Genomic DNA, 22130 nt, shown 5'->3' on the forward strand with positions numbered 1-22130 from the left:
CGTGATGGCGCAGCCTGCCCTGACCCGGACCGGACCGGGACGTTCCCTGTGGAGCGGTGTGTTGCTGGGGATCGGCTTTATGGCCGCTGTGGACGAGATCGTCTTTCACCAGATTCTCGCCTGGCACCACTTCTACGACCGTTCCACCCCGGCGGTCAGCCTGCTGAGTGACGGGCTGCTGCACGCTTCGGAACTGGTCGCCCTGGTGGCCGGGATGTTCATGATGGCGGACCTGCTGCGCTCCCGGGCCTTCGTCCCGCTCTTCTTCTGGGCCGGGCTGTTCCTGGGCCTGGCGGCGTTTCAACTGTTCGACGGCGTGGTGGACCACAAGGTTCTCCAGCTTCATCAGGTGCGCTACGGGGTGCCCATCCTCCTCTATGACCTGGCCTGGAACCTGGCCGGGCTGGCGCTGCTGCTGATCGGCGCGCTGCTGTGGCGGCGGGCCAGCCGGAGGCGGCGAGCGGGGCCTTGATGCACGCCGGGCATGGGATGGGCACGCCCAGCGGACCGGGTGCGGACCTTCCCCTGCTCCTCCCCTGGGGGCTGCTGCTGGCCGCCGCGATGCTGTACGGCGGGCTGGCCACCCGTCAGGTGCGGGCCGGACGCGGCTGGCCTGCGGCACGGAGCATATGGTTCGCCCTGGGGAGCCTCCTGCTCGCGGTGGCGTTCTCGCCCGCGCTGACGGAACTGGCGCACGCGGACGTGCGGGCGCACATGGCGCAGCACCTCCTGACCGGGATGTTCGCTCCGCTGGCCCTCGCCCTCGCCTGGCCCCTGACGCTCCTCCTGCGGAACCTTCCCGTGCAGCTGGCCAGGCGGCTGATGGGCTGGTTGCACGCGCCCCCACTGCGCCTGCTGACCTCGCCCGTGACGGCCCTGCTGCTGAATGTCGGCGGGCTGTCCCTGCTGTACCTCACGCCCCTGTACGCCCTGATGCTGCACCGTCCCCTGGTGCATGGCCTGGTCCAGTTCCACGTCTTCGCGGCTGGCCTGCTGTACACGGTGGTCGTCGCCGGAATTGAGCCGGTGGTGGCCCGCGCCCCCTTCGCGCTGCGGGTGGCCGTGCTGCTTCTCGGCACGGCGGCCCACGCCACGCTCGCCAAGCTGCTGTACGCTGGATGGTGGCCGCACGGCACGGGAAATCCGCCCGGACAGCTTCAGCAGGCCGCCAAGCTGATGTACTCCTGGGGTGATCTCGCGGAGATGCTGCTGGCCGTGCTGGTGTTCTGGGGCTGGTACGTGCGCCGTGGGCGGGCGCAGGCGCGGGCCAGGGGATCAGCCGGGCAGAACAGGGCGGTCACTTCTCCAGGAAGATGACGGCGGACTTCCACCCGTCCCCACTCAGGGATTGAGGCTGCTCAGGCGAGGCTGTTCAGGCGCTGCATCAGGGCGTTCTTGTTGACCGCACCCACGATCCGGTCGACGGGCTGGCCGCCCTTGAAGAGGATCATGGTCGGGATGCCCTGCACCTGGAAGCGGGCCGGAGCAGCCGGGTTCTCGTCCACGTTGACCTTGACGATACGGACCTTGCCCGCCTGCTCGCGGGCGATGTCCTCCAGCACGGGTCCCATCACCCGGCAGGGGCCGCACCAGGGTGCCCAGAAGTCCACCAGCACGGGGACGCTGGCCTGCACGTCCCCTTCAAAGGAAGCGTCGGTGCCGTCGTGCAGCCAGGGCAGCGGGGCACCGCAGCGGGCGCAGACCGGCACCTGTCCGGCGGGAACATTCTGCACCCGGTTCTTGGCGTGGCAGTTCGGGCAGGTCAGGATGTCGCTCATAGGGTTCCTCCAGTTTAGGTCAGCCGCACGTTGGCGGGGGGCGGTGTGTAGGGTCATGTTCCCGCAGCTACGTTAGGGTTCTGGCAAATGTCGACCTTGACAGGTTTTTGAGCTTCTTATACTATGTATATCTGCGCGTAGGACACTCATGTCCTGGTCTGCGGTCGGGTCAGCCCCCGCTGTAGTTTTCAGGCGCTGGCCTGCCTTGCCCCTGTCACGCCACCCCAGGACCTCCCCACGCGGGCGGGCAGGGTGATGACGCGCAGGAAACCCCGTGCGCCCCGGATCGCCCGGCTTTGAAGCGGGCAAGGGACGTGAGGGTTTCTGGGAACGCTGCGAGAAGTGGGGTTCTTCTGAGGAGCGCCCGGCGGGAGGTCCATGCTGGCCTTCCCGCAGAGGCGCGTGCTCTGGCTCCCGCGGCTGAAGCCTGTCCTCCCCGGCGCTGGAGCCCCTGATCAGGTGCCCAGCGTCATGAACACGTCAGGAACTTTCGGAGTGCCTGTGACCAGCACCCGGTGGACCATCCTGGCGGACCGGCCACACGCGCGCTGATCGAGGCCGAAATAAAGGTCATTGAAGAACTCGGCCAGCCTGAACAGGTTCTGGTCTGAACCCCATGACGCGGCAGCGGGGAACGGGGCGTTCCGCCTCCCCACCTCTCGCTGTGTTCAACCCCCTCGCACTGCCCGGACTGCCAACGCGGCCCGGAGAGCCAACGGAGATCTTTCCATGCCAACCCAATCCATTATCAGCAACCTGAAGACTTCGTCCCGGCGAACACGGGCTCCGAAGGGCGGTCAGACGGCGGTCCTTGAGCCTGAGGTTCAGGAGGGCCGTATCGAGCTGGAGCCTGCTGCGGACCTCGACGACCTCGACCTGCTCCTGTCGCCCGGCGACAGTGAGGAGCTGGACGAAGACCTCGCCGTGGACGATGAGGCCCAGCCTGACCCCGCCGACACGGACCGGGACGAGGAAGAGTTCGCCTTCGAGGCGAATGCGGGCGCGTACCAGGGCGACTCGCTGCGGCAGTACCTGCACGAGATCGGCCGGGTGCCGCTGCTCACCCCCGTGGAGGAAATGGACCTCGCCCGCCGCTACGAGGAAGGCGAGGCGGCCCGCCAGACCCTTGACGGCGACCCGGACCTCGAGGGCCGCACCCGCCGCCACCTGCAACGCCAGGTGGAGGACGGCGCCGCCGCCAAGCAGGCCATGATCGAGGCCAACCTGCGCCTGGTCGTGAGCCTCGCCAAGAAGTACACGAACCGCGGCCTGGGGCTGGGGGACCTGATCCAGGAGGGCAACCAGGGCCTGATCCGCGCGGTGGAGAAGTTCGAGTACCGCCGCGGCTACAAGTTCTCCACCTACGCCACCTGGTGGATTCGCCAGGCCCTCACCCGCGCCATCGCCGACAAGTCCCGCACCATCCGCGTGCCGGTGCACATGGTCGAGACCATCCACCGGCTGTCCCGGATCACCCGCCAGGTGGAGATGGAACTCTCCCGCGAGCCTCTGCCGGGGGAGATCGCCGAGGCGATGGGACCGGGCTGGGACGCCGCCAGGGTCGAGGACACGCAGAAGGTCGGCTGGGAACCGATCTCGCTGGAGACGCCCATCGGCGAGGAGGGGGACAGCGTCTACGGGGACTTCCTGCCGGACGAACGTTTCGCCTCCCCGGTGCAGACGGCCAGCCAGGCCCTGCTGAGCGAGGCGCTGGAACGGGCCTTCGGTGCCCTGAACGAGCGCGAGGCCCTGGTGCTCAAGCTGCGTCACGGCTTCGTGGATGGCCGCGAGCACACCCTGGAAGAGGTGGGGCAACAGCTCCAGGTCACCCGCGAGCGCGTGCGGCAGATCGAGAGCAAGGCGCTGCGCAGGCTCAAATACCAGGAAGGCCTCACCAGTGGTCTGCGGGACTTCCTGGAGTAAACAGGACACCTCTCAACCTGAACCGCCTTCCTTCCCAGGAGGGCGGTTTGACCTTTTGCCGGGGGGAATGGGGGAGGAGTGAAACCGCCCTGTCCCCGCAGCCGCCCGTGAGCAGGCGCGTCACCGTGCGCCTCATGGTGTATGCACCTCACAGACCGCTTGATGCAGAGATGCTGGCCTTCCTGCTGGAGCAGCAGAGCGTGTGCCAGACGGTCAGGACCGGCCAGGTCTGGATGGCCTCCCCGCTTCGCAGAAAGCCGGAGCCCTGAATGAGCGCGCTGGGGCGAGGCCCACCCACGGCAGGCGAGACGGTCCACCGCGTCGAGCCGCCGCCGTGTCTCGACGTTCTGCATGGTGAATTTCTCCGTTGGGCAATGACGCGCGCGGGGCTGGGCTTCTGGTACGGCGCCTTTGTGAACGGGCGCCTGGTGGCAGACCTGGGGGTCTTCTCGGACGGGGAGGGGCTGCTGCGTTACCAGGGGGTGCGTCAGGGAAGCGATACCGTTGGCGAAGTCAGGCGGTGAGCGGAAGACGAGCGAAACGTGCCGTTCTGGTCGCCGCTCTGGGTCGGCCTTGCCACCCGGCATAGATGCGCCCCAGATTGATGCCTGCTGCGGTGGCCATCCCCTGGAGGCGCAGTTTGGCTTTGCCCCGATAGCGAGCGGTGCGTGCCCCATGGGCACGCACCGCGACTGACACGGTGCCTTCAATGCCAGCACGCTGCTGATACAGGACCTTCCATTCCGGCGTTTCCTGCTGCGTCCGCATCGCGTGCAGCGCTTCATAGGCTGCCTGGTCCTGAAGCATCAGAATCCGGCCCAAGGACTTTGACTTGGTGCAGCGAGGTTTGTCTGGGCACCGGTTGCAGAGGCCGCGACGGAAGGTCGCCTTGACTAATGGAAGCCCTTGCTGACTTCGCCCCATGCACCATTTCGAAGAGCGGTGACCGCGAGGGCAGACCACGTAATGTTCGTCCCAGTGCACGATGAAGTCGCTGGGTTTGAAAGCGTTCGGGTCCTTCTGCTGCCAACCTGTGGCTGAACGTGGGGGGCCGATGACCTCAACCCCGTACTGCTCGAGGCTTTCCACCAGGAGGGTCCCGCTGACGTAGCCCGAATCGACGAGATGTTGCCCCGGCAATATCTCCTTGGCAGCGAGCGCGTCGTGGAGGTCGGGCATCACCTGAATGTCCTGGATACACGACGACGAGATGTGAACGTGGAGGATGACTTCCGGCAGATTGGGTTCACAAGCTTCCGTCAGGTGCAGCTTGTAGCCGACCCAATCCCGGCCACGCTTGGTCGAGAAGCGCGCCTCGGTGTCATACGGCGATTCCGGGCGCTCGGCAGAAGGCGGAACCGCCGTGCCCGGCTTCCACTGCACTTCGCCATCCTTGCGAACGAACTGCTGCGACCAGACCAGTGCCAGGGTTTGAACTGCGGGCAAGCTCAGCAAGGGGGCAACCCTGGGGTCGGACTGGAGGGCATCCAGCAAGGAAAATCCGTCCTGGCCGACTTGCAGGACGTAGGCTAGGCGAGCGTCCTTGCCCTGGGGGAAGCGGTACGACTCGATTCGATGGTCATACCACTCCCGCCAGCGGGGATCGAGTCGTGGGGCCAACCACTCGGGCGCAACGCGCCCGAGCGCATTGAGCGTGGCCCGGAACGTCTCGGCGACAAACTCGATTCGGGTCAGGTACCGGATGGCCGCCAGCACGTGGGTCGAGTCGGTTCGCTGCTGGCCACGCCGTTTCAGCAAGCCCTGTTCCCGAAAGCGTTCGAGCATTCTGTCCAGCAGGAGATGTTCAGCTTGCCCTGCCACCAGTCGTGAGCGAAATTCCGAGAGGACGCTGAAGTCGAACCCTGGGTCGGTGAGTTCCAGGCCCAACAGATATTTCAGGTCCAGACGTGCCCGTACCTGTTCGGCAGCCTGCCGATCTGTCAGGTTTTCGAGGAACTGCACTACGGTGACCAGCGCCAGTCGCCAGGGGGGTAAGGCGGGTTGACCCAGCGCGGGAAAGTCCTGATCGGCGTACAGCCCGCCCAGTTCGTCGCGGAGCTTGAGGTAGAGGTTCCCCTTGGGAAAGGCAGCGCGGGCGATCCGGAGCGTGTCTTCAGGGATAGGGCCAAGTGGGTCTGGACGCAGCATCGCTCAGTGTGCGCCTCATCCGCCGACTTCGCCAACGGTATCCCTTCCCTGACACATCCCCTTCTGGGCGTTCAGCAGCCCGTCCGGGTAGGGCAACACTTCCCCCCACCCTTCCGGTGTGCCCACGTGCCGGGCGTCGTTGCGGGGCCGTTCGGGGTGCGGTGTCTGTACGTCGATCCCCAGCCGGGCGCAGGTCAGCGCGTCGAGCAGGGGGTAGTCCGCCGCTTCGGCCATGCACACGTCCGGGGCGGCCACCACCGGCAGGCTGAGGTTCCGTGCCAGGCCGCGCAGGGGGTGACTACAAGATTCTGCAAAAGTTGTACGCCAGGAACTCAGGCTGAGTGCGGTCACGGCCTGGACATCTGCCGGGACGAGGTGGACCGTGACCTGCTGAACTGGCTGCGCCGCACCTTTGCCTCACCCCCCACCTGAGATGGACGCTGGATCCATCGGGACAACGGGCGACCGGGGAATGCTGGCCCAGGCTGTGCCAGAGTTGTGAGAGGTCTTTCTCAAGACTTGAGGAAATGACGGCTCTGACGCGCCCCCCTCGGTACTTCGTTCTGGTGGTGAACGGAAAGCCGTTCACCGAAGCCACCAACCCTGCGGTCCCCGTCATCTTTCGCGAGGAACACCTGGCGGTCGTCACGGCGAGCCAGCTTGACAGCACCACCTGGCCGGGTGACATCGTTCTGGAAGCTTACGCCGACGATTACAGCTTTCTGGAGGAACGCCGGATCGGGCGCTCACCGGCCCAGTCGACCTGCCCTGGCACTCCGCCGCAGTGAAAGCCAGGACAAACCCGGGCCCTCAGCTCCTGCCAGGCCGATTGCGGCAGCCGTTCCTTCGCTGAGGGATGGACCCGGCCGCGCTTCGATAACAGACAGCCTTTCGGGAACACGCTCAGCGCGGCTCGTCGTTGTGGCCGGGCCTCAGCAGGCGGGGAAGCAACGAGGGGGGCAAGTTCACCGGCCCCGCCTGGTGGAGGGACCTCCCTTCGGTGGTGGCCGTGACCTGGCGACCAGCCCTGACCGAAGGGGCCATCTGCCCGTTCCCCACAGCGGTGCGGCACGGGGCAGCCCGACCCTGGAAGGACGCCGTGCGCCGCATGCCAACGCTCGCCACCGCCTTGAGCCTGTTTCCGCAGCGGGCTTTCACTTCAGGCCGCAACTCGTTCCTGTCCACACCGCTCTCCCCCAAGTTCCTGGACGGGGCCTTTGAGGAAGCGGTCCCGTCACGGCGGGAGAAGAGCGGGTGGGGGCGCCCCCACCCGCTCTCCCTGCCTGCGCGGCGTCAAGGTCTTCCAGCGGTCCCCACCTCGCGGCCTGACCCGGGGGGCGCTACCGCGGTCCGACCACCACCCCGTTCGAGGCCGCCCGGTTTTGCCAGTCGGTGATGGCTTGCTGGATCAGGTTTGGATCGATGGGGGTGCTCTGCCCGAGGGGGACCGAGGTGTTGTTGAGCGTCGTGCCCGCGTTGTTCGAGATGTCCCAGCGGGCGCGCTCGTTACCTGGTGAGGGCGTCCCCCAGCCCACGGTGTTGTCCCGCGCGACGACCGTAGTGCGGTCAATGGTGTCGGACGAGCAGTAGTTGCGCAGGTAAATCCCCGCGTCGTTGTTCTGATCGAGATACGTCCCGTCGGAGAGCTTCCCGAGGCCGTAGATGGTGTTGTTCCGGATGGTCATGTGGTGCCCGTTGGCGACGGCCATGCCGTAGTTGCTGGTTTCCAGCACGGTGTTGCCGTACGCCTCGACGTACGAGACGTGGCAGCCGTCCCCCAGCAGGATGCCGCCCCCGCTGTAGTCGCCGTCCGGTGGCGTGGCATACGCGCCGTTGATCAGGTTGTCGTGGATGAGGATCGGGCTGGTCGCGGTGCCGTTGCTGTCGTAGATGTTGATGTTGTCCTCGACCCGGCTGTTGCGCGGCTCGTTGTCGACCCGGTTCCAGGCGATCTCGGCCCCCTGGATGTTGTCCACATTGTTGAACTGCACGAACTGCACCCGGTCGAAGGTCCCCGCCGCGTTGGTGCTCTGCCAGCCGTCCGCCCCGTCGCTGGCTCGGCCCTCGATGTTCCTCACCCGGTTGTAGCGGATGGTGATGGTTTCCCCCGCCACCGAGGGCGACCCCTGGAAGTACTGGGTGGAAATGCCCGCGGTCTTGTTCAGGAAGTTGTTCTCGATCCGCAACGACTTCAGGTAGTCGCCCCGGAAGAAGCGCCCCGGGAACTGGCCGCTCACGTTGGGGTTGAGGCCGTACGCCCGGCAATTGCGGATGGTCACCTGTGCATTCCCGGACGACACCTTGACGCTGTCGTTGCGGCTGCTGAGGGTGCAGTTCTCGATGACGACCGGGGCGGACGTCGCCACCTTGACCGCGGGCACATTCGGGTCGAGGCTGCGCCAGTTGCCGCTGTAGGTGCCGCCCGCCGTGATGGTCAGGGGCGCGCTGTAGGTGAGGCAGTTGCGCAGCTTGGCATCCGCCCAGTCCGCATGGTCATACGAGATCCCGTCCCCCGCGTCCGTCACGACCAGCCGGAGGCGTTCGGCGCCCTCGATGTCCACGTTCACGGCCTGCGTCGCGCTGCTCCCGTCCATCCTGCCGGAGTCGAAGCGCTTGACCCCGTCCACGAACACCTGGAACACCACCGAGCCGTTGGCCCCCACCTCGTCGTCCACCCCGATCTGCGCGGTGAAGGTGCGGCACTGCGCGCCCACGTTGTACACCAGGTCGGAATTCGCATGGACACCGAGGCCGGTGGCATAGGTCGTGCCGTTCAGGGTGAGGGTCCGGCCGTCCCCGGCGGCTTTCTCGCCGTTGCTCATGTTGTTCTCGTACGGTCCCCAGCCGTTGGTGGCGGACACCGGCGTTTCGTAGCTGAGGGTGTTGTCGCCCGGGTCGATGGAGAGCGGTTGCAGGAGGGGCGAACCGGGGGCGGTGGCGGCAGGGCTGGGTCCGCTGCCACAGGCCGAGAGGGCGGTGCTGAGGGCGGCGAGCAGGAACAGGGCGCGGGGGGTCAGGGTGGAGCGGTGGGCCGGGGCAGTCATGGGGCGCATGGTCATCCTCGCGGGTGTTGGAAGGACTCAGGCGGGACACGGCGCGGCACCGAACGCTGACGCAGACGTCACCTCGTTTCGTGGGGCTGGGTTGTGAACGGACCGGCAGCGTCAGGGGACCGGGCGCGCTGCGGGGGACCACGTTCCAAACGAACGTTCGTCCTAAGGGGACCATAAGAAGGATGGGCCGCGCACTCGTGAACTGAGTTTTCATTCAGTCCAAAGCGTTGTCTCATTCAGTTGTCCACACGCGGTTTTCCGTCGGCTTCGGGGGGAGTTGCTGCCAGAAATGGACGTCTAGCTGGCGTCTCGGGCAGGATGGACCGCGAAGCCCTTACGGGTGACCGAGAACAGGGAGTTAGGACCATCCATAGGCACAGCCGCCTGCCGTGCTCATGCAAGGGCGAGAGGCGCAGGTCAGTCGGTTGATGCGGCAGTGGTCGTGGTGAGGGTTAGGCCACTTGAAGGAGCAGGATAGGGGGCGATTTGGGGGAGATGGAATAGATGACGCCCCTGCCTCCGTCCTGGCTGGGGTTGGAGAGCGGGGGCGCGGTTGGGGGGGATGAAGAAGGGACAGCATGTGAGCGCTGTCCCTTGCCCATCTCTCCCTCACTCCTGTTAATTTCTATTTGCAGTTACTCAATCTTTTCCAAAAGCTGATCCTCATTACGCATTAACCTAAGGGAACTCTTTTTCGAGAGAACGGAAATTACGGCTAACCTTACGAAGTCTCCATTCGAATAAAAATCTTGGAGCATAACATACTTTAAGTCCTTTTCGTATTTAAATTTCCCGTTAGCGTAGAAGGAGGTTCCGTCAATTTTATCATGTGATTTCCACGAGTATGAGTTATCCCTATTTAGAGTTAAGACAATCTGTTCTCTTTCGTTACCCTTAGTTGACCATACGCCGTACAAATCGTTTAATGAAGCATAATCACTAGCATCCTTACACGAGGTTGTAAAAAGCAGAATGGAGCACATGACGATAAAGCCAGCGACCTTACTCATCTGCCCCCTCCGATCTTTGGCTCTGTCCAATAGAAGATCTCGTACATGTCGCCGCAGCATCCGCTGGAAGAGCGAGGCTCATCAGCTAGGACTGATCTGGGCCATACTCCAGTTTGTTTATACACTCTATATGCATCACCGTAGTATAGTCCAATATTAAATGGGCCAAACGGATGACTATAATACTCTTGATCCATGTCGCGTCCCTCGGTCACCTCAATAGGATCCCCATCGCCACTAGGGTATGGGAAGCGCGTGTAGGATGTCTGGCCAGTCTTGTTGAACACGGTATATCCTATAGAGTTTCCAAGGTTGCTGGTCCTCACTGTATAAGTGCCCAAAACATGCTCAGTCATACCTTGCTCATAGCGCGAGTTGCCAGATTGGACATTTACGGGGGAATTTGATAGAACATCAAGAGTTGCGTCGGTAAACGCTACTGGACCAAACGGACGTGGAGTGGAGCCGAAAGAACCTTTCTGTGCTGTCTGTCTAGCTACACCTACACCACTTAGATTTTTTACCACTCCTGTCAGTGGACTGTCGGGTGGATAAAACTGTACGGCAGGACCTTTCTCATCCCGCCAATCTTCGTATATTCCAAGGGGAGTAGTAGCTGTACCAAAGCCCCAGTCCTTGCCGTATTCACCTTGGTTGTAGTACCTTAGTGCTTCGTTTGCATCTCCTCCAATTTTTGATAAGTTGTCAGTAACCCAGCTCGGCGGCTGATAGCTCTTATCTGAACGATACAGAGCGTACTGATACTTGACGCCCAGGTTTGCCTGAGACGTCGTGTCGCTCTCGCTCGCCGGTACATCCGTATTGGCCCCCATGGCCGTGTTGGCCTCACTGGAGGAGACATCAGTATCGGGCGTGTAGGTCAAGCCCCGCTGAGCGTACGCGGACTGCACGTTCGCGTACACGTCGTCGCGCACCTGTCGGGCCGTGGAGGTCCCCTCCGTATTGCTCGCCCCCATCATGCTGGTGTCGTTGGCACTCGCGTAATAGTCCGCGTCCGTGCCAGAGGCCGTCATGTCACCAGTGTAGTCCGTGTTGGTGGAGCTGGTGTACTGATCGTCGTAGGTATAGTTCCCAGTGGTACTCGCCTGTCCGGCGGTGTCACTGCTCCAGGCACCACTCAGGTCCGTCGGTGTCTCGGTGTAGGTGTCGGCCGGGTTGACGATGATCGACTGCGGTTTGATCCCCCCGTCCGTCGGCCGCTTCACCGTGTCCGCCCCCGGCACGCTCGGCAGGCTGCTGCCCGTCCCCTTCACGTCCAGTGGATTGAGCGTGTTCAATGACGACGGCAGCACACTCTTAGGGGCCTGCAATGGTTGGACGCTGAGCGCCTGCAACCCCTGGACCGTCACCCCACCCGGCGCATTACCTTCGGGCTTGATCTCCCCGGGATTGACCGGCAGGTCCTGGGAGGGCGCGGGCTTGATGTCCAGCGGGTTGAGCTTGAGCTGGTCGGACAGGGCTTTGACCGGGGCACTCAGGGTCCCCACGCCGCCCGTGCTGCTGAAGGAGGCGATGCCGCCGTAGCCGAAGGTATCGGTGGCGCCGTCCGCGAAGCTGTAGCCCAGGTCCTCGAAGGCGGTGCTGAGGCTGTTCAGGCCCGTCTGCCCGTGGGGTGGCGGGCCTGGCGCTGAATGTCCTGGGCCACGCCGTAGACGTGCTCACCCCCGACGGACTGATGACGGCGAACAGTGACCTGCTCCAGCAGCTCGCCAGCGGATTCATGCGGCTGCTGTCCCTGGTTCCCCTCGGCCTGTACCACCTCCTTCTGGTGCTGGTCGGTCGGGACCAGCAGCGGGCGGAGTCGCAGTCGCTGGCTGATCTGCTCGCCTCGGAGGTGGCCGGGAACGCCGCCACTGCCAGCCTCCTCGGCCACCTACACCCCGCCGATGCCCTGAGCGGTACCAGCCCATGCCTTCCTCGAACTACGGCACATCTGGACGACCCTGTCTAAACGCGCCGCCAGTAGTGCCTGGATAAGATGGCGGCTCAGCTCACCCGGCTGGACGCCACCCATCCCCCACCGCTGACCCGATCGGGGTCGTGGCGGCCCACCCCAGTCCCCCACGGGTAATGCTGGATGCCACACGGGCCGCACGCCTGGAACTCAAGCGCACGCTCCTGGTTCGGCCTGTTGAGCAGGCGGCCTACGAGGCGTATCAGGCCAGTATGCGGGGTGGGAGCGGGGAAGGTCAGGACGACTGGGGTGAGACAGCACCGCTTGCCACGATCCTCCCATCCCCTACTTCTCCTTGCAAGTGCAACGTTTAACCTTGACTTTGAAGCTACGACCATCCAGACTGGAGCCATGACCCAGGCTCGTCTGAAACCCGACCTTGACGCCGATCAGGTGTTCGCGGGCCTGCGGCGCAGCTCTCCCCGGCAGGCACGTCAGCAGCTCTTCGAGCAGGTGACCCATCTCGACCCGTATCGGCTCGATGCCCTGCTCCTGCAAGACGCCCCGGTGCCGCCACGGACCAGCAGCCGTCTCATCGCCCTGAACCTCGCGGCGCTGCTGGACGTGAACCTCAAGGATGTAATGCCGGTGCTGGGCGTGAGCGAATCTACCCTGACGCGCCAACCCGTGCCGTCGCGCCTCCTGATCGACCGGGCCTACAGCGTGGTGCGGATCTTCGCGCAGGTGATGGCGGTCCTGGGACCGGAAGGCGCGCAACACTGGCTGCGGACCCCCAACCCGGCACTGGAGGGCGAGGCACCCTTCACCCTCCTCAGCACGCGCTACGGGGAGGAGAAGGTGCAGAACGTCATCACCGCCCTGCTCCAGGGAGCGGTCCTCTGATCCTCGTTCACCGCCTCAGTCACCCACTGGGCCGCCTCTCGTCCCCTGACCCCTTTGCGCCCGCCCCAGTGGAAGCGCGCTGGAACAGCCACGGGGTGCAGGTCGCGTATGCCGGGGAACACATCGGCCTCACGGCGATGGAAATCCTCACGTACTGGGCGAACTATCCGAATTTGCAGGGGTATGACCACTACATGTACCCGCTGAACGAGGCGGACATCGAGGACGCCCTGACCACCCAGCCAGGGCTGAACCCCCATGACAAGAGCCAGACACGCCCTTTTGGGGACACCTGGGCGGAGGAAGGCCGCTCGCTCGCCCTCAGGGTGCCCAGCGTGGTGCTACCCGCCAGCAGCAACTACGTGATCAATCCGAACCACCCGGCGTACGACCCGGGCAAGGTCGTGTACGTCGGCCCCTTCGTGTACGACCAGCGCATCACGTCGTTGATTGAGGCCGCCAAACGGGGCGACTGAGCTGAGGTGTCCGGTCCTGGCATCACCCGGAGACGCGGGTGAGGGGGACAGAAACGCGCCCCGGCCTCGGCCCTGGCTGGGGCGGGAGAGCGGGGTGCGGTTCGGGAGGGAAGGGGGACGGCATGTGAGTACCGTCCCCTGATAATTCACCTACCCAGACCACGCCTTATTTATCATATTCAGTCCGGAAGCAGATCAAATGACAACCAGATTGCTCCTAAATATAAGGGATCCCTGCCCCGCAAGTCAAGTACACGATGTAAATTAGGCTTTGACCGACTAGTGTCTTTCCACTCCTCAGAAAGCGAATCTAAATAGAGACTCAAGGTTTCTGCTAATTGATCCTCAAAGCTAAGAGCTAAGCTAATCATTTTAGCGTTTTCAAATTTAAAATAGTTTTCAATCGTAGTAGAAGTAACACTTACACCTATTTTCTCGATCTCGCTCACTGCTAATAAGGAGACTTTCAGTGCTTGACTTTGCGTAAGTCCAATCGTCATTAGAGAGTATTCGGCCGACATTTTTCGCATTAGTGTGTAATCCTCCCCCGTAAAGAAACATTAAGATGGCTGCCGTCTCGTGAAGCCCAACCTAATTGGGATTTTCCTTGGCGAGAGAGTTGAACGTCCCATTCAAAAGCTTCTCCTGGCGTACGAGAGGGACCTTTAATCCAGACATTGCCAAATCGATCAACATAACCGGTTCTACCACCAACTTTAGCGCGTGGAAGTGGATTGGATGGATCCCAGTCCTGGGGAGGAACGTAACGTATTCTACCTTCTGTAGGTAGCTGTGCGTCCTTAACCGATCCTTTCTTTGTAGGTTGTGTCGAGCCTTTATTCTTATCACCGTTTGGGTTGGGCGCGCCAGCGGCAGCTCCAGTTTGTACGTTTGTCGCTCGTTGATTGGACGAATCTCCTGATCCATTTGACGCCAGGTAGGCAGCATTTTTATTGTATTGGTAAAGACTATAGAAGAATGTACCCACTGCGATGGCATCTGCCAAGAGATCCTCTGGCCCACCACCTCCCACAACCACCGCACCGGCTCGTACGGCTGCCGTTCTGACCGCCGCCGATGGGACGTAACTGACCTTTACCGGCTCGCCTGAGCTGGCCGCCATGGCCTGCTCCGCTCGCCTTTGCACCGTACGGGACTCGGCAAGTTCACTGACGGCTTCGTCCGGCACAAAGGCATAACCTCTCGCTCCTGCCGACTCTGCCGCCTGTTCCGGGTCCGCGACCGACACGTCCCCCGTCACGACGCTCGGCGTACTCCCCATCTCCCTCGCGGCCAGGTTCGCCTCCACGGCGCTGTTGACCTCGCTGGCCGTGATATCGCTGTCGGGTGTCCAGCTCAAGCCACGCTGGGCGTAGGCGGCCCGCACGTTGTCCTTCACGTCCCCACCAAGCTGCGGCCCCGCCGAGACATTTTCCATACTACTGGCGTTCATGGTCGCCATCTCGTTGGCACTCGCGTAATAGTCCGCGTCCGTGCCCATCGCCGTCATGTCGTTGGTGTAATCCGTGTTGGTCGAGCTGGTGTATTGATCATCATAGGTGTAGTTGCCGGTGGCGCCCTGCTGATAGGCGCCATCGGTGTTGGACGCCCCGTACACGTCCGAGGGCGCTTCGGTGGAGGGTTCGACCGGGTTGACGATGATGCTCTGCGTCGTGACCGTGCCCCCCTGCGGCCGCTGGACCGTCTCCGCCCCCAGCACATTCGGCAGGCTGCTCCCCGGTCCCTTCACGTCCAGCGGATTGAGGGTGTGCAGCGACGCAGGCAGAGCACTCTGCGGCGCCTGGAGCGGTTGCACCGCCAGAGTCCCGACCCCCAGCGGTTGCAGGCCACTCTTCACTCCTTGCGGTTGGGTGTTGCCCTCAGGCTTGATCTCCCCGGGATCGACCGGCAGTCCCGGCGCTGGAGCGGGTTTGACATCCAGCGGGTTGAGCTTGAGCTGGTCGGACAGGGCTTTGACCGGGGCACTCAGGGTCCCCACGCCGCCCGTGCTGCTGAAGGAGGCGATGCCGCCGTAGCCGAAGGTACTCGATTGAGTAAACGCCTACTTACTTAGGCGTTTAGTTGAAAATTGGGTTTAGACGATTATAATTAGTAGATGCGTTCATCAATCAAGATATCTCTGCGAGATCGGAGCCAAGACGTCGTATCCGCTTTGAGCCTTCATTTTAAGGGAATTAAAAATGTTGATGTGTCTCAAGGTGATGTCATGGACTTTAAGGCAGATGCTGTTGTTAGCCCCGCCAACAGTTTTGGGTTCATGGACGGTGGCATTGATCTTATCTATGTTTCTAAATTCGGCTGGGATCTTCAGACTAGGCTGAGAACACAGTTATGCGAGAAGCATGACGGTGAACTTCCAGTAGGGCAGGCATTGGTGATAGAAACTTATGATTCAGAAATCCCTTATCTGATTAGCGCGCCTACCATGAGAGTGCCCTCTGACGTGTCCTTGACTATCAATGCTTACCTTGCGTTTAGGGCTGTGTTGAGAGTTATTCAAAAACATAATACGCAGCATCCAGCTCCCATTAAATCTATTGTTTGTCCGGGCCTATGCACGGCTATTGGCAAAATGCCCGCTGACCGTAGCGCCAGGCAGATGGCTGCCGCTTATGCAGTATGTATATTAGGTCAAGAGAACATGCCCCTGACGCTTGGGCAAGCAGTTGAGGAGCATTACAGACTTCTTGGCTAATTTTAGGCTGCATATTACATATAGACTCACGTATGGGCAGAGAACAATTCATCTTTGAATTGTTCTCTGCCTGTTTTTAATCTAATACATTGTTGCTGAAATTGCGTGCCTCACCTTGCCAGTATTCTATCTTCTTGACTCTATCAAACTCTATGATTTGCTTTACATAGTCTATGTATAAACTTTCAAATATGTCGGAGCGCATTATAAAAAATGCTATCTTATCTCCTTTGAATGTGAGCGAGCTATCATCAAAGAGAGCGTTTCTGAATAAAAGATAATTATAGATAAAGTTAGTGAATAACATTTTATCATTCGATGTTAGTGGTTCCCGGAAAACAAACATTTGAGGTAGAGAATTTGTCCGATAATCTTCTTCTTGCAACCAGTCAACAGACTTCAGTATGCCTTCATGCAGTAGCTGTTTCACGAGATCTTCGTCAGAAGATTTGTCCACGACCGCTCTTATGGTCTTTCGATGTAAGCGTTTCGCCGATAAAGCGTATTTTTCTCTAGAGACTACTTTAACTGTCGCTCTATTTATGTGTACTTTAACCGCAGGTATATTATCGAGGGTATCCATAAAAAGATCAAGATATATGTCGTCCTTAGTAATATCGGCTTGTTTCTTCAAGTCTACTAAATCAATTGGAATTTCTACCACTCTGAACACGGTTACCTCACTGAATTAAGTAATAACTTCTGAGGCTCTCAAACTCCCTGATACTATTATAAGGGATAAGAGTCTCCGTTTGTCCTGGTACCGGCGACCTAGGAACAGGAGCCTCAAATACTACATTATTTCTCCTGGCAAATCTGAAGAATGAGTCGGCTCGTACTGTTGTTGATATAACTGCGGGGCCACCACCGTAGTTGGCGCTCATTGAAGAGTAGTAATCCGCAGTGGAAAGCTGAGTGGTGAAGTAGGCGCCAAGCCTATTCCCTTCTGGCGGTCGTCTGATCTGGTTAGCCATAAGTCTCTCAATATTTAGAGATTGATTTTCCACTGCGTCTAGAGCATCGTAGTAGTTCGTGCCCCGGTAAAATGTAATATTTTTACCTCCCCTGTACCTATTTTTTTGTACGTCGCTAGCATCTGCTGCCCGATCTGCGAAATACTCGATTATCAACTCCACTAGGAATAGACCGCCAGCTAGACCACCGCCTCCCTTTGGAATAGGCAATCCCGCTGGAGGGCTGGGAGCTGGGATAGCTGGAGCATTTTGAGTTAATGACGCGAACATAAACTGGCTCTGAGCTTGATTGCCTCCCGATGATGCTAAGTTGTTGAGATTAACCTTACCAGCTTCATCGTCTGTGAACAGATATGGATTTCCGTTGCTGCCGAGGATTGCCTTCCCGACGTCTTCCCGTGTCGTTTTGTTAGCTACTCGATATTCGTAAGATCGATCTTCCGAAGTCACATTTCCAACTACGGTTGTTGGTACTTCCCCTCGATTTACGGCCGCTGTATTTGCCGTCACCGCCGTATTAACCTCGCTGGCCGAGACATCAGTATCGGGCGTGTAGGTCAAGCCCCGCTGAGCATACGCCGCCTGGACGTTGGCATACACGTCGTTGCGTGTTTGACGAGCCGCAGAAACACCTTCGGTACTGCTCGCTTGCTGGACGGCAGTATCATTGGCACTCGCGTAGGAATCGGCGTCTGTCCCAGACGCAGTCATGTTGCTGGCGTAGTCGTTATTCGTCGTTGCCGTGTACTGATCATCGTAGGTGTAGTTCCCAGTGGTACTCGCCTGTCCGGCGGTGGCATTGCTCCAGGCCTCACTGAGGTCACTGGGCGTCTCGGTGTAGGTGTCGGCCGGGTTGACGATGATCGACTGCGGTTTGATCCCCCCGTCCGTCGGCCGCTTCACCGTGTCCGCCCCCGGCACGCTCGGCAGGCTGCTGCCCGTCCCCTTCACGTCCAGTGGATTGAGCGTGTTCAATGACGACGGCAGCACGCTCTTAGGGGCCTGCAACGGTTGCACGCTGAGCGCCTGCAACCCCTGGACCGCCATCCCACCCGGCGTAGTGCCTTCGGGTTTGATCTCCCCGGGATTGACCGGCAGGTCCTGGGAGGGCGTGGGTTTGATGTCCAGCGGATTGAGTTTGAGCTGGTCGGACAGGGCTTTGACCGGGGCACTCAGGGTCCCCACGCCGCCCGTGCTGCTGAAGGAGGCGATGCCGCCGTAGCCGAAGGTATCGGTGGCGCCGTCCGCGAAGCTGTAGCCCAGGTCCTTGAAGGTGGTGCTGAGGTAACTCGGGCCCGCGCTGTAGCTCAAATCCTTGAAGGCGGCGCTGGGGCTGTTCGTACTCGTCTGCCCAATCGTGTCGTCGCGCAGCTCCTGGGTGCGGGTGATCAGATTGGGCACGCCCAGCAGGCCCACGGTGTTGATGCTGTCCCTTCTGAGCTGATAGCCGCCGTTGCTGGCCAGTTCGTTCATTCCGGCGGTGGAGGTGACCACCTGGCGGCCGAAGGGGTCATAGCGGTAGTCGTCGAAGCGCCGGAGGCCGGACGCCCCGTTGCTCAGCCCGGCGACCCTTCCCTCGGCGCTGTAGCGGGTGGCGTAGCCGTCGAAGTCCCCGCCGGTGGTGAACATGCGGTGGCCCTGACCGTCGAGCTTGTAGCTGATGCTGGTGGTGCCGTCGGTCAGGCCGGTCAATCCGTTGTTGACGTCGTAGCTGGAGGTGGTGGTCACGCCGCCGCGCACCTGGGTGGTGGCGTTGCCGTAGCCGTCGTAGCCGTAGCTGACCGCGCCGCGCCCGCTGGTGACGTAGGGGACGCCGACCAGGGGGCTGCCCGCCTGCGAGAAGGTGGTGGTGTTCTCGCCGCCCTTGCTGTTGGAGGTCGAGTAGCGCCGCCCGCCCAGCGTCGGCTTCATGATCTCCTGGTAGGCGGTGGTGGCGTCACTCCGGCGCACCTCACGGGTGACCATGCCGTCGGCCCCGTAGGTGCTCATCACGTTGACGGCCCCGTACGTGCTGGTGGGGTCATACACGTTCGTCTCGCGGCCACGCGCGTCCAGCCCGTCCACCCGTTTGACCAGACTGCCGGTCGTGGTGGTCATATACCGGTGGCCGTCGAGGAAGTAGCCCAGCGCGCTCGTCTTGGTGACGCTGGGACCGAAGCCGCTGAACTCGCTGCCGCTGGTGGCCCCTTTGGCGGGGGCGGCGTCGGTGACGCTCATGGTGTCGGGCAGGTCACGCTCGTTGTAGGTGAGGCTCGCGTTGCCCTGGGTGCCCGCCAGCAGCACCCCGGCGCTGCCGCCCATGTTCCACAGCCGGTTGGCCGAGTCGGCACTCTGGACGCGCACCTGCACGTCGCGGGTGTGGGAGAGTTCGCGGTTCGTCGGCGAGTAGGTGTAGGTGAAGACGTTCTGCTTGCCGCTGCCGTCGGGTAGGGTGTCGTACCCCTCGCTGAGGTTGCCGTTCGCGTCGAACTTCCACACAGTGTTGTGGTTGGGATTGCCCAGATCGGCGCCGGTGGCCGAGCGCATGGTCTGGTAGATCGCGCCCGTGCCGGTGAAGACGCGCTTGGCCCGTTGGCCCAGCCCGTCGTAGGTGCTGGCCGAGGTGTAGGCCCAGTTGTTGGCGCTGCCGTTCCACATTCCGGCGGATTTCTCGCCGGTGATCAGGCCGCGCCCGTCGAGGTCGAAGGCGATCACGTTCCCGGCCGTGACGGTGGGGAACTGCGTCCCGGTGTTCACGGTGTTCAGCTTGCTGGTGAGGTCCCCGGCGTACCCGTACGTGGTTTCGGCGGTGCGCGCCCCGTCCAGGCGGTAGCTGAGGAACTTCCACTGCTCGGCCACCCCGGAGGTATGCGGGCGGTTGGCGGACTGGGTCTGGCCCAGGCTGTTGAAGGTGAAGTCGCTGACCAGGCCGTTCTCGGTCCGGGAGATGACGTTGCCCGCCGGGTCGTAGGTGAGGGCCAGGCTCAGCCCGTTCGCCAGGCCCGCCGCGTTGTCGGTGGTGGCCCCGGTGCCGCTGGTGCGGGCGTGCTCCCGGCGCTGGGTCATGCGGCCCGCCGAGTCGAAGGCGAAGGTGGTCTTGAACCCCTCGGGGTTGGTCCGGCTGAGCAGGTGGCCCCGCCCGTCGAAGGCCTGGCTGATCGTCATGCCGTCCGGGAGGGTCTGCAACGTGGGCCGCCCGGCGAAGTCGTAGGTGTAGGAGGACTTCGAGCCGCTGGTCGCCCCCGCGGCGGTGTTCATGTTCGCGCGGCGCTCCTCGGTCGGGTAGACGCGCGGGCCGTAGGTGTAGTGCCGGGTCTTGGTGAAGCCGCTGGGATTGGCCGGGTCGAAGGTCGCGGCGCTCGTCCCGCTGTTCATGTCCGGCTCGTACACGCCTTCGAGCAGGCCGTCCGGGGTGTAGGTGTAGCCCCGGGTGACGATGCCGCGCGCGTCGGTCTCGCTCACGGTGTTACCCAGGAGGTCGTAGGCGGCCTGGCTGGCGTTCCCGCGCCCGTCGACACTCTTCACGGCGCGCCCGAGGGGGTCGTAGGCCGCGCGGGAGGTGACGCTGGTGAAGCCGCTGTTCAGGTTGGTGTAGTCCGGCTCGTTGCCCTGCCACACCTGCGGGGTGACCGAGGTGGTGTTGTCGTCGTTGTCGTAGGTCGCCGTGGTGGTGTAGCCCGCGGGGTCCGCCACCGTGGTCATCCGGTCGCGGACGTCGTACCCATAGGTCGTGTTGGCCGTGGTGCCGCCGCTGGGCAGGGCGAGACTGCCGGGCGCTGATCGCCCCTTTCGAGAGTGCGCTGGGGGAAGCGGGCATCACGGTGGCCCGGGCGAGCGTGTACGGCTACAGCGGGAGCCAGGCCGAGGCGTTTGACGTGGCCACCCGGGACTTCTACGGGCGTTATCCGGGGTTCTGCCCGGTACAGGGGGGATTTCTGGCGGCGAGTGACCGGGCGGTGTACCTGACGCTGGCAGCACGGGGAAACGAGGTGCGCGGCTTCGTGTACGACCAGCGTCGGCGGCCCAGGCTGACCTTCGCGTACTTCGAGGGACAGAGCGCGCGTGCTGGACGCGCCGTTGCTCCTGATCCCGCAGCTGTACTATTGAAGAAGGCCCCATGACCAGCCACCCGTCCGCCGCGTTCCGTGTCGTCCACAACTCCTTCAATGGCTTGGCCGGTGTACGGGCTGGAGCTAGCCCCCTGCCCTGCCCATCAGCACTGGATGTCTTCGTCGGGCAGGCTCTGCTGAGCGAGGACGCTGTCGGAAGTGTGCTGACCGGCAACGCGGACCCTGCCTTACAGGCAGCGCTGCTGGACGGCGGGTGGACGCGGCTGGCGGATGACCGGTGGGGAAAATTGCATCCGCTGTTGTCGGAAACCCCCGAGAGGCTGAGCGAACGTTTGGGGGAAATCGCCGCCGTCCTTCCTGAATTCACGGCTCTCGCCGGTGCCCTTCAATCTCGCCTGCTGCGGGGAGCAGCCGGGATGAAGACGACTGGCTCTGGAGAAGACCTGAAGTGGCATTTCCAAAGCCTGGAACGGGAACTGTGGCCCACCAAGGTCATCCACGACGACTTGCCGAGTTTTATTGTGCCCGTAGGGGTGAACTGGGTGCAGTCTGTATTCGGAATGGAGGTCGCTCGGCGGCCGCCCCCATTTGGCAAGTGGTCTCCTTGGAGCGAACGGCATGTGCAGTTCTTGGCCGCCCGGCCTGATACCCGGCTCCAGCCTGGGGCGCGGCTCCTCTGGATGCAGCGAGCGACGGGCCGGGGCAAGCAAACGCGCTTGGTGGGGTGTTCCGTGCTTCAGGAAGTGCAGCAGGGGACCGTAGCGGCATTGCTGCGTACGCTCGGCCACCTGCCTGGCATGACCCGCAGCGAGGTGCAGGCCCTGGCCGGAGATCGGGACGTCCGCCTGACCGCTCTGGTGTGCATCCGACCGGAGGTGTTCACGCGAGAGGTATCGCGGCAGGAAACGCTACGGGTCGGCCTCAAACTGGGAAGTGGGCGCACGCTGTCGCGCCTTCCCCTCCGTATCTCGGGTGCCCAGTTTGCGGAACTGTATGCCCAGGGAGTGCGCCGGGAGAAGGGCGGCGAGAATATTCACCCCGAGGGTGACCGTTCGTCGCGAAGATTCACCGACTCGGCCACCAACGATTCGCCAACCGGGCACTGATCGCCGCATTGCGCAGATCACCACCGCTGATGGTTCATCCCAGGTTGAGATGGCCGTTTATCAGGCACGGTGTAGAGGT

General features: G+C 62.2%; 20 protein-coding genes. 11 read left to right on the forward strand and 9 right to left on the reverse strand.

From position 1 onward, the window contains the following. Positions 1 to 4: 4 nt before the first annotated feature. Entirely contained in the window at positions 5 to 472 is a 468-nt protein-coding gene (locus tag E5F05_RS01745) for a DUF2243 domain-containing protein (protein WP_146719765.1), read from the forward strand. Then, positions 433 to 1317, forward strand: a complete 885-nt coding sequence (locus E5F05_RS01750) for a cytochrome c oxidase assembly protein (RefSeq protein WP_244944469.1) — start codon at positions 433 to 435, stop codon at positions 1315 to 1317. Before E5F05_RS01745 ends, E5F05_RS01750 begins: the two co-directional genes overlap by 40 nt. Before the next feature lie 41 nt (positions 1318 to 1358). Here E5F05_RS01750 and trxC read toward each other — a convergent pair whose 3' ends face one another. Further along, positions 1359 to 1778, reverse strand: coding sequence for a thioredoxin TrxC (trxC, locus tag E5F05_RS01755; RefSeq protein WP_146719766.1), 420 nt, complete (start codon positions 1776 to 1778; stop codon positions 1359 to 1361). A 729-nt stretch (positions 1779 to 2507) separates the two neighbouring features. Between trxC and E5F05_RS01760 the strand changes: the two genes are divergently transcribed. Together E5F05_RS01760 and E5F05_RS21095 are read left to right on the forward strand one after the other, a co-directional pair. Then, the gene (locus E5F05_RS01760; RefSeq protein WP_146719767.1) at positions 2508 to 3701 is read left to right on the forward strand and encodes a sigma-70 family RNA polymerase sigma factor; all 1194 of its coding nucleotides are present in this window, start codon (positions 2508 to 2510) and stop codon (positions 3699 to 3701) included. A 269-nt stretch (positions 3702 to 3970) separates the two neighbouring features. Further along, complete coding sequence (locus E5F05_RS21095) at positions 3971 to 4225, forward strand: hypothetical protein (protein ID WP_184117670.1); 255 nt, start codon at positions 3971 to 3973, stop codon at positions 4223 to 4225. Here the strand turns inward: E5F05_RS21095 and E5F05_RS01770 are convergent. After that, entirely contained in the window at positions 4215 to 5849 is a 1635-nt protein-coding gene (locus E5F05_RS01770; protein ID WP_146719768.1) for an IS1182 family transposase, read from the reverse strand. The two genes, E5F05_RS21095 and E5F05_RS01770, sit on opposite strands and share 11 nt — an antisense overlap. A gap of 15 nt (positions 5850 to 5864) precedes the next feature. Beyond that, positions 5865 to 6200 (reverse strand): hypothetical protein, encoded by a 336-nt coding sequence (locus E5F05_RS01775; protein ID WP_184117669.1) that lies wholly within the window; start codon positions 6198 to 6200, stop codon positions 5865 to 5867. Between the two features lie 176 nt (positions 6201 to 6376). Between E5F05_RS01775 and E5F05_RS01785 the strand changes: the two genes are divergently transcribed. Continuing rightward, positions 6377 to 6637 carry a hypothetical protein gene (locus E5F05_RS01785; protein WP_146719769.1) on the forward strand — a complete coding sequence of 87 codons (261 nt, stop codon included), beginning with the start codon at positions 6377 to 6379 and terminating at the stop codon, positions 6635 to 6637. A 552-nt stretch (positions 6638 to 7189) separates the two neighbouring features. Here the strand turns inward: E5F05_RS01785 and E5F05_RS01790 are convergent. Both E5F05_RS01790 and E5F05_RS01795 read right to left on the reverse strand, forming a co-directional pair. Continuing rightward, positions 7190 to 8893, reverse strand: a complete 1704-nt coding sequence (locus E5F05_RS01790; protein ID WP_244944470.1) for an NPCBM/NEW2 domain-containing protein — start codon at positions 8891 to 8893, stop codon at positions 7190 to 7192. A 1015-nt stretch (positions 8894 to 9908) separates the two neighbouring features. Then, positions 9909 to 11420, reverse strand: coding sequence for a hypothetical protein (locus E5F05_RS01795; RefSeq protein ID WP_146719771.1), 1512 nt, complete (start codon positions 11418 to 11420; stop codon positions 9909 to 9911). A 125-nt stretch (positions 11421 to 11545) separates the two neighbouring features. Here E5F05_RS01795 and E5F05_RS01800 point away from each other — a divergent pair, with 125 nt between their 5' ends. From E5F05_RS01800 to E5F05_RS01810, 3 genes are all read left to right on the forward strand, one after another. Next, complete coding sequence (locus E5F05_RS01800) at positions 11546 to 11884, forward strand: hypothetical protein (protein ID WP_146719772.1); 339 nt, start codon at positions 11546 to 11548, stop codon at positions 11882 to 11884. Between the two features lie 354 nt (positions 11885 to 12238). Next, the gene (locus E5F05_RS01805; RefSeq protein ID WP_184117668.1) at positions 12239 to 12730 is read left to right on the forward strand and encodes an MbcA/ParS/Xre antitoxin family protein; all 492 of its coding nucleotides are present in this window, start codon (positions 12239 to 12241) and stop codon (positions 12728 to 12730) included. 68 nt (positions 12731 to 12798) lie between these two features. Beyond that, on the forward strand, positions 12799 to 13206 hold the full coding sequence (locus E5F05_RS01810; RefSeq protein WP_184117667.1) for an RES family NAD+ phosphorylase: 408 nt from the start codon (positions 12799 to 12801) through the stop codon (positions 13204 to 13206). A gap of 179 nt (positions 13207 to 13385) precedes the next feature. Here the strand turns inward: E5F05_RS01810 and E5F05_RS01815 are convergent, their stop codons facing one another. Both E5F05_RS01815 and E5F05_RS01820 read right to left on the reverse strand, forming a co-directional pair. Beyond that, positions 13386 to 13706 carry a hypothetical protein gene (locus tag E5F05_RS01815; RefSeq protein ID WP_146719775.1) on the reverse strand — a complete coding sequence of 107 codons (321 nt, stop codon included), beginning with the start codon at positions 13704 to 13706 and terminating at the stop codon, positions 13386 to 13388. Between the two features lie 29 nt (positions 13707 to 13735). Further along, complete coding sequence (locus E5F05_RS01820; protein WP_221274441.1) at positions 13736 to 15205, reverse strand: polymorphic toxin type 17 domain-containing protein; 1470 nt, start codon at positions 15203 to 15205, stop codon at positions 13736 to 13738. 117 nt (positions 15206 to 15322) lie between these two features. Between E5F05_RS01820 and E5F05_RS01825 the strand changes: the two genes are divergently transcribed. Then, entirely contained in the window at positions 15323 to 15922 is a 600-nt protein-coding gene (locus E5F05_RS01825) for a macro domain-containing protein (protein ID WP_146719776.1), read from the forward strand. 76 nt (positions 15923 to 15998) lie between these two features. On the opposite strand, the gene E5F05_RS01830 is transcribed toward E5F05_RS01825, so the two are convergent. After that, positions 15999 to 16595 (reverse strand): hypothetical protein, encoded by a 597-nt coding sequence (locus E5F05_RS01830; protein WP_146719777.1) that lies wholly within the window; start codon positions 16593 to 16595, stop codon positions 15999 to 16001. A 7-nt stretch (positions 16596 to 16602) separates the two neighbouring features. Further along, a complete protein-coding gene (locus E5F05_RS01835; protein WP_184117666.1) occupies positions 16603 to 20568 on the reverse strand; it encodes an RHS repeat protein in 3966 nt (1321 codons plus the stop codon). 128 nt (positions 20569 to 20696) lie between these two features. Between E5F05_RS01835 and E5F05_RS01840 the strand changes: the two genes are divergently transcribed. Further along, positions 20697 to 20996, forward strand: a complete 300-nt coding sequence (locus tag E5F05_RS01840; RefSeq protein WP_146719779.1) for a hypothetical protein — start codon at positions 20697 to 20699, stop codon at positions 20994 to 20996. Continuing rightward, complete coding sequence (locus E5F05_RS01845; protein WP_146719780.1) at positions 20993 to 22051, forward strand: hypothetical protein; 1059 nt, start codon at positions 20993 to 20995, stop codon at positions 22049 to 22051. Before E5F05_RS01840 ends, E5F05_RS01845 begins: the two co-directional genes overlap by 4 nt. The last annotated feature ends 79 nt before the right edge of the window (positions 22052 to 22130 follow it).

Source organism: Deinococcus metallilatus (assembly GCF_004758605.1).
GTDB classification, from domain to species: Bacteria; Deinococcota; Deinococci; order Deinococcales; family Deinococcaceae; genus Deinococcus; species Deinococcus metallilatus.

Bases quoted from the DNA above. Each gene is read 5' to 3' on its own strand.
- E5F05_RS01815 (WP_146719775.1), bottom strand. From the start codon at position 13,706: ATGACGATTGGACTTACGCAAAGTCAAGCACTGAAAGTCTCCTTATTA.
- trxC (WP_146719766.1), bottom strand. From the start codon at position 1,778: ATGAGCGACATCCTGACCTGCCCGAACTGCCACGCCAAGAACCGGGTG.
- E5F05_RS01825 (WP_146719776.1), top strand. From the start codon at position 15,323: ATGCGTTCATCAATCAAGATATCTCTGCGAGATCGGAGCCAAGACGTC.
- E5F05_RS01760 (WP_146719767.1), top strand. From the start codon at position 2,508: ATGCCAACCCAATCCATTATCAGCAACCTGAAGACTTCGTCCCGGCGA.
- E5F05_RS01785 (WP_146719769.1), top strand. From the start codon at position 6,377: ATGACGGCTCTGACGCGCCCCCCTCGGTACTTCGTTCTGGTGGTGAAC.
- E5F05_RS01790 (WP_244944470.1), bottom strand. From the start codon at position 8,893: ATGACTGCCCCGGCCCACCGCTCCACCCTGACCCCCCGCGCCCTGTTC.
- E5F05_RS21095 (WP_184117670.1), top strand. From the start codon at position 3,971: ATGAGCGCGCTGGGGCGAGGCCCACCCACGGCAGGCGAGACGGTCCAC.
- E5F05_RS01805 (WP_184117668.1), top strand. From the start codon at position 12,239: ATGACCCAGGCTCGTCTGAAACCCGACCTTGACGCCGATCAGGTGTTC.
- E5F05_RS01745 (WP_146719765.1), top strand. From the start codon at position 5: ATGGCGCAGCCTGCCCTGACCCGGACCGGACCGGGACGTTCCCTGTGG.
- E5F05_RS01845 (WP_146719780.1), top strand. From the start codon at position 20,993: ATGACCAGCCACCCGTCCGCCGCGTTCCGTGTCGTCCACAACTCCTTC.
- E5F05_RS01770 (WP_146719768.1), bottom strand. From the start codon at position 5,849: ATGCTGCGTCCAGACCCACTTGGCCCTATCCCTGAAGACACGCTCCGG.